This window comes from Aestuariivirga sp. (assembly GCF_044239095.1).
Taxonomy (GTDB): domain Bacteria; phylum Pseudomonadota; class Alphaproteobacteria; order Rhizobiales; family Aestuariivirgaceae; genus Aestuariivirga.
Genome location: NZ_JBIICB010000240.1, coordinates 1 through 6,758 on the forward strand (window position 1 = coordinate 1; position 6,758 = coordinate 6,758).

Genomic DNA, 6,758 nt, shown 5'->3' on the forward strand with positions numbered 1-6,758 from the left:
ATTCTGTTCCGGTGTTTGGGTCCGCGGTCGGGATTCGAACGCCACGAACTATCGTGCCCCATGAAATCAATGACTTGCAGCCAGAGACGGTTGGATTTCAGGCCCTTTCCCTCCGCCATTTAGCCCTTAGGCAAATCTCTCTCTCCGAAATTCGAGCGTAGAAAATCCCCAGTATTTGCGGGCTTCTTTGCGAAAAGCTCCTGACTGTCGGATTGGACATGAGGCCGAATTTTGTCTCTCTCGGCCCCGTATTCTCCAAAGCTCCTGACTGCCCGGAAAAAGTACGGCGGCGATAAGTAATTGATTACAAATGTTATTTTCTCATGGTTCTCGCCATATTTTCTTTTGTCCAGGCGGCATGCGAAAGGGTTCCGGATCGAATCTGAACGGTCGATGGGCTCGTCCCAGAAATCATAGCGTGCTGTCGTCAACAGCGTTTCAACTTTCTCTTGTTGGGTTCAGTTGCGCTCCCCAGGCATGGCGGAATATGAAGCGCTGGCGGAACGCGAAGATGGGTTTGCACTAGACTGCCGCGGGCATGCTTGAAGCCAAGAATGGCTTCAGGCAACTCAAGGCCCACGAGCATCTGCCGGTGCTCAGGGCCACCCTTCAAAACCAGCGTACTGGTCAATCCGCCATCCCGGCGGTTGGTCGCCTCGCTGATGCCGCATCACTTACAACCAGCAACGCCAGCCTTGGCATTTTCAACAGAGTTCGGGAAATCCGCCGGATGATGGTGGGAGGGATATCATCGTTCACATCAGCGCCGTGGAACGTGCAGGCCTCCGTTCGCTTGCTGAGAGTCAGGCGGTTTCCTTTGAAGTGACCACTGATAGGAAGAGCGGAAAAGATTCTGCCGAGCAGCTGCGCGCCCTCTGATCCTTGGCAGGACAGTCAAAGAAGAAAGTGGCGGCCATGGTCCTCATCATATCTGCAAGTACGAAGATGGCAATTGCCGCCAAGTCTGTGAAGGAAAGGAAGCCTACAAACAGTGTGCTTGATGACTTCGCCGTCTTCGCCTCACGCTTCAACATCGCTCCGTTGGACGCGTACGTCCTTCGGCGCTGTTCGGCAACGCGGCTGCTAAAGTCGGCATGGCACTGCAAACGCTGGTTGCCGAAGCGAATTTCCGAAGCAAAACCTTCTCTGAGCATCTCGCCAACGCGGCTCGCATGGTCGCGGCGGAAGACAGGAATGGTGTGTGATGTCACCTCTTGCCAGGTTTCAACGGGCTACTATCTTCATCGCTGCGGGCGACCGCGTTTCTGGCGCAACTGAGCTTCACATGGCGATCACGGCCATCGACAGGACAGGGCGCGACTTCAGAATCCGCGCCCATCTCGCCGAGTTGCTCGAGGTGGTCGAGCGGAAGCCTGGCCCCCCGCAAACAAGCTCCAAAAATTTCCGGAAAGAGCGTCGCTCATTCTGGAGAAAAAAACTGGGCCGAAGAAGGATTGCTGGTCAGTAGCGCTCTTTGCGTAACGATGAAAACTGGCGCTGCGAGAACACCCTGCGCGGTCTTCCTCACGCGCTGACGGGCTTGGTGTCCGGCGAGCTTGGCCTTTCGAGGATCGCAAGAACGTCCAACCTGCCGATCAGTTTTCTCAGCACGGGCTTGTTCTTTTGCAGCCCTTCGGCAAGCACCCCGAAGCCGGAGCGGACCTTCGGATTTGCGCCGGTTGCCCCCGGGATGGTGAGGTGACGCGCTGCCGCAAGCGTCAGTAGGTCGAGGATCGCGTCGCGATTGCGCGACTCGGCGATGTCCCATGGTGGAGCCAGATGAATGGGCTTGCCGTCATTCTGAGGCAGTTCGGAGAAAGAGTGAACGAACGCACCGGTCATGTCGTTCCGGAACTCCGCCAGAACGTCCGCATTGTCAGTTGCAACGAACAGATCCCTAATGCCACGGGCCGCTAGATTACTCAGGCACTCTGCATAATCGATCTTGATGTCGGTATGCCGGACATGCACTGCGTGATAGTCCGGTGGCAACATCTGCAGCCGCTCTGCAAATGCGTCGTTCAGGCTGTCATGCAGTCGCAAGCGCTGCAGGGCCGCGATTGCAAGCCGCCCACCACCAAACTGGTGGTGGAGCACGATGTCCTCATCGTAATCCAGTGAGAAGTCAAAGGTCAGTGGCACGCGGCTCAGCTTGTCCAGCCGGCACCGAAGCACAGGATCATGCTGCAAATCGTAGTTGTTAATCCTGCCCTTGAGCACAGCAGGTATGACATCCATGGAATTCAGCTCAGCTTCGGGAATTGCATTACGAAGTTCTAGGCCTTCCTGCATAGAGACGAAGTACTTGTAGAATGGGCTCCTGAATGTGCGGGCCCCCTTGTAACTTGTGTCAACGATCACACGCCTTCCGAAGCGTTCCGCGTAGCGGCAGCATCGTTCGATCTGGTTCAGCATGTCATTCAGGCCCCCGTCTGGACGGCAGAGGACGATGCGCTTTGCTATACTCATGGCTGGATAAAAACTCCCTCGTTTGCGTCTTCCACGCACGTCTCCGGACGAGATCGCACCCGCGGCGTTCTTGCCCGCTGGAGCAAAGTCACCTAATCAGAAGCTCCTTTAAATACCTCGTGGTGCGCCTGCGAGGGAACATTTCCTGATTCAGTTCCAGCATCGCCTCGCATCAGTTCAGATATGGCCAATCTGTCAAGCAGGACAACGAGGACGTGAAGTTGGCAGCAAAGGAGAGTGAATGGCTGCGGGTCGTCAAGCCTCTGGAGAGGGTGCAGGTCCGCGATGAGCCTTCGGCAATAGTGGGCGATACTCTGCTGCTTGGCTAGGCCTTCACTCAGCTTGGCCGCCATGCTGAGGCCGACGTTGTCTATGAGCCGGTGCCGCTCGCGGCAAATGACTGGCTGGCGTTGATCACCAGTTCGGCATCGGCGAGGAAGCGGAAGCGAGCATGTTCCAATTGGCTGATATGACCGAAATCGGAATCCCAGATACCCCTTCGCCCCCTGCCGGGCCGTAGTGGCAAGTCCAGCGCACAATCACCGTTGGTAGGCCGAGTTTCTGCAAGGCCATCTCCAACTCGGGCGACGTGTATGCGCTGGAGCTGTTATCGTAGATCGGAAGGTCATCAATCTGGTGATGGAGGACATGGAAGGCGGCCCAGTCGATGATCCATTCGAGATCATTGTCCTTCTGAAGCGTGAAAAGAACGCGGTGGCCACGGAACAGGTCAAGGTAACTTCGTCCAACTGTGACCTCCGCATTGACAGCGCCCGTGATGACGAGGCTCTCGCCTCGGGCAAATACACGCGAGCGCTAATTGCGATCCGCATCCTTGAGTTCTGCGAGAGCTCTGACACCATCAACAGCAGAGCTAAGGGTGATTTCATCACGGAGATTGAGGAGTGGCGGCCCGGAAAGAACGATACATCCTTCGCCATCATTGAATACGTCATAGAAGAGCGTCGTGGTGTCGAACTTCTCCATGTAGTCCGGTTGCCTATCTGCAACTGCACGTGGAGGCACGCGCTGCCGACCGTCTCCAGACACCGCGACGGACGCGGTGTCCATAATCATCGGATCACGGATCGCATATGGTCATCACCTACTCCGCGATACGTAAACAGGTAGATCAGCTGACGTACTTCAGCTGATGCCGGTTCATGATAGTGGTAGAGGTGGTTTGCCGCCGATCACGCTCGATGAGCGATATGCTGTCTTCGCCAAAATGGTAGATCAAGCCGACCTTGGCGGCATTCTCACCGTCATTTCCATGTTCGAAGTCGGAATAAACGGAGAGTCCCGGAAGCGCATCGAAGCCTGGACGCCATTCTGCTCCGACGGAAAACAATTGGAGGTCCGGCGACAGTTCAGCACCTCCGCGAAGCGCGAAGTCGGGCGTAGCGTAAAAGCTAAGATCCACTCCACCATAGACCCCATCTGGGTTCTCATCGACATTATCCATCGTCTGCAAGCCGACACTACCGCCAAGCGTGAAAGACTTCAGATAAAATTCGGTCTTGGCGCCAAGCCTGTAAAGTACCTTCTCGTCCAGCGCTTCCACGGAACCCGTCAGGCCGATAAGGCCAAGATCTGGGTCGCGAAGGAACAATTGTGCACCGCCGCCGATATAACCGTCAGTTCCTGCCGCAAGGTCAAGCGACGCTCCTAGGCTTCCGGCGATCGGCAGCGCAACCTGGCCGCCGAAATCACCCTTGACTGCGGAGTTCACAGTCACTCCGGTGGAGGTGGTTACATTGGCCTTGTCCACAGCCTGTGCGACTGCCGCTGTGGCAAAGGCGGCTGAAAGACCAACGGCGCCCAACACCTGCCGCCATGCAGATACGAGCTTCGGGATAAGTCCTTTCCGGAGCGATTGACGGTCGACCGGTACCAGGACGGTGGCGACTGGCAGACTGGAGCAAAGCCGGACCGAGATGTTACAATCAATGCCCGCAGTCTGCCAGCTTCGTGCGGCGTCTGCCAGCTTCCCAAGCACGCGTCCAATGCGCCTTTCCGGCTCCTGCAAGTTTCCCGGGGTCATCTGAACATAAAGCGTGCGGGACCGGGGCTCGAAGGCAATCTGTCCAATGTCACGCCTGGCAGCGCGCCTGAAGGCGGCAGCAAGTCGGACGACTCCATGACTGCGGCGAACAACACGGGTGGGATCATAAAGAACGCGTTCGTTTCCGAAGAGGCCGCAGAACTCTTCCAAGCTTCCCGCGGCGAATAGTTGTGCTGCCGAGTAATGATGGAATTGCAGCGACCCATCATTTCTCGCCACATCGGCTGCACGGGTCAAAGTGTGGATGTTAAGCATCTCAGCCGATCCCGTGGCCAGAAAAGCGCGCTTATCTGCCAGTTTAACCTTAAGATCGATATTTGCCACTTTTAAGGCTATCCAAGCTGATTGAATCGATTGCATACCCACATTAACAACATCTACGAAGGCTGCAACATTCGACCGAAGTCAATCCGCTAACGGTAAATCATGCTTACTATTCAAACTTCGTCCAACACGGTCGATAATCAACTTGAAATTGCAGAATGGCTCCGTCGGGCACGTGAAGCTTTTGCGGAGGGCGACCTGACGTCTGCAATCCTGCCACCTGATTACAATCAGCAGGTATTAAGTGCTTCAGGAATCACGCAAACGGGGACGCTCCTGGAAACACCCCGGGCATCGATCATAGTCGCCAGCTACAGGGCAGAACCCAATCTGGGCCCCGCCCTGCGAGAAGTGGCCCGGCAGGCGGTGGAAATTGGCGCTGAGATAATTCTCGTCAATAATGGCAATCCGGAACTTGCAGCTACGGCGGCGCTCCATTTCCGCTTTTTCTTAACGATCACCCCGCCCATGCAGGCCGGCTGCTCGCTTGCCCGGAATATCGGCGCGCTCCAGGCCCGGTCTGAGTACCTGATCTTCATTGACGACGATGGTGTTCTGGCGCCGGGTGCCTTGCGGGAGCTGCTCGACGCCCTCCATATGACCAACTCAATCGCGGTGCGTGGGAAAGTGGTTCCTCTCACGGACCCGGCCCTGACCGCCTCGCACTACGACCTTGGCGATCTGCCTGCGACCAGCTTGATCACGGCAGAAGGTATTTCCATCTGGAGGCGCAGCATCTTTCTGGCAGCTGGCGGCTTCGACCCCCTGTTGGCGGGCCATGAAGGGCTGGCGCTTAGTTGGAAGCTCTGGCGCTTCCACGGACCACACAGCATGCGCTACGAGCCGCGTGCAGTGCTTTTTCATGATTTCGCGGCAGACAAGAGCCGTTCGGAAGCCAAGAAAGAACAGCATAAGCGGAACCAGGATTACCTTGCTGTCTTTACGCCGCGCGCTGCCAAGCTGCATGAGACGCGGCTGAAGCATGACAATTACCTACGCGAAACGATCCTGAACACGGCAGTGCCACCGAAGCCGCGCAGCCAGTCAACGCCTGTTTCAATCCTAACCACGGTGCGCAACGGCCTCCGCTGGGTGCAAGACTACACTCAAAGCTGGAAATCCCAGACCTTCATCGATTTTCAGCTGGTTGTCGTTGACGACGGCTCGCTTGACGGCACGAGCGAGCGGCTGGAAGAGCTTTGGGCCGACGACTCGCGGCTAATGCTGATCCGGGGGCCGGGTGCGGGCCGTGGTGCCGCGCTCAACGAGGCAGTACAGCATGCGCGCCACGATATCTGCCTGATCGCGGATTTCGACGATATCAGCGTGCCGCGCCGCATTGAGATGACAGAGACCTGGCTGGCCGACAGGCCTGACTGCGACTGGATCAGTTTCCTCGCATTCACGGAGGACAATCATTATCGTATTGGCTTCCCTACCTCGCTCAGCATCAGTGACCTCAGATTGCGCAGCCTCTTTGGCATGCCAGCTTCCTTCCCGACTGTGGCATTTAGGAAGTCCCGCTTCCTGTTGCCCTTTGACATCGATCTTCGTGCTGGTGTTGATTGTGACTGGGTGAGGCGCAACCTGCTCGGCAATATCGAAATCAAGGGCGAACTGGTCCATCAACCTGCTGTGTATTACCGCATGCATGACAACCAGTTGTCAGCGATCTATGGCCGTGAGCAGAACAACACCAGGCGCGACCTGATCCTGCAAGGCTTTGCCTGGATACTTGGCCACGTCAGCGCAACTGATGAAAAATGGATTACGGTCATCACCGGCAATCAGGAAGTCACGGTCGAGGAGAAGCGCGAGATCGCGAGGTGGATGGCCAGGCTGCTACGTGTCAACCAGGAGCACAAGGCCTTCGAGCAGAACGGCCTGTCCGTCATTATGC

Annotated in this window: 6 protein-coding genes; 3 read left to right on the forward strand and 3 right to left on the reverse strand. The window is 56.6% G+C overall.

All coding sequences use genetic code 11. The annotated features are described in order from the left end of the window. The first annotated feature begins 669 nt into the window (after nucleotides 1–669). Nucleotides 670–879, forward strand: coding sequence for a cold-shock protein (locus tag ACILRA_RS17750; protein WP_395663402.1), 210 nt, complete (start codon nucleotides 670–672; stop codon nucleotides 877–879). Here ACILRA_RS17750 and ACILRA_RS17755 read toward each other — a convergent pair. Beyond that, on the reverse strand, nucleotides 804–1,211 hold the full coding sequence (locus ACILRA_RS17755; RefSeq protein WP_395663397.1) for a hypothetical protein: 408 nt from the start codon (nucleotides 1,209–1,211) through the stop codon (nucleotides 804–806). The genes ACILRA_RS17750 and ACILRA_RS17755 overlap by 76 nt on opposite strands. Nucleotides 1,212–1,524: 313 nt before the next feature. Then, nucleotides 1,525–2,415 (reverse strand): hypothetical protein, encoded by an 891-nt coding sequence (locus ACILRA_RS17760; protein ID WP_395663398.1) that lies wholly within the window; start codon nucleotides 2,413–2,415, stop codon nucleotides 1,525–1,527. 690 nt (nucleotides 2,416–3,105) lie between these two features. Here ACILRA_RS17760 and ACILRA_RS17765 point away from each other — a divergent pair. Further along, a complete protein-coding gene (locus tag ACILRA_RS17765; protein WP_395663399.1) occupies nucleotides 3,106–3,600 on the forward strand; it encodes a hypothetical protein in 495 nt (164 codons plus the stop codon). A 1-nt stretch (nucleotide 3,601) separates the two neighbouring features. On the opposite strand, the gene ACILRA_RS17770 is transcribed toward ACILRA_RS17765, so the two are convergent. Continuing rightward, nucleotides 3,602–4,858 (reverse strand): hypothetical protein, encoded by a 1,257-nt coding sequence (locus tag ACILRA_RS17770; protein WP_395663400.1) that lies wholly within the window; start codon nucleotides 4,856–4,858, stop codon nucleotides 3,602–3,604. A gap of 102 nt (nucleotides 4,859–4,960) precedes the next feature. On the opposite strand from ACILRA_RS17770, the gene ACILRA_RS17775 reads away from it, so the two are divergent. Continuing rightward, on the forward strand, nucleotides 4,961–6,758 hold a 1,798-nt coding region (locus tag ACILRA_RS17775), incomplete at its 3' end, for a glycosyltransferase (RefSeq protein WP_395663401.1).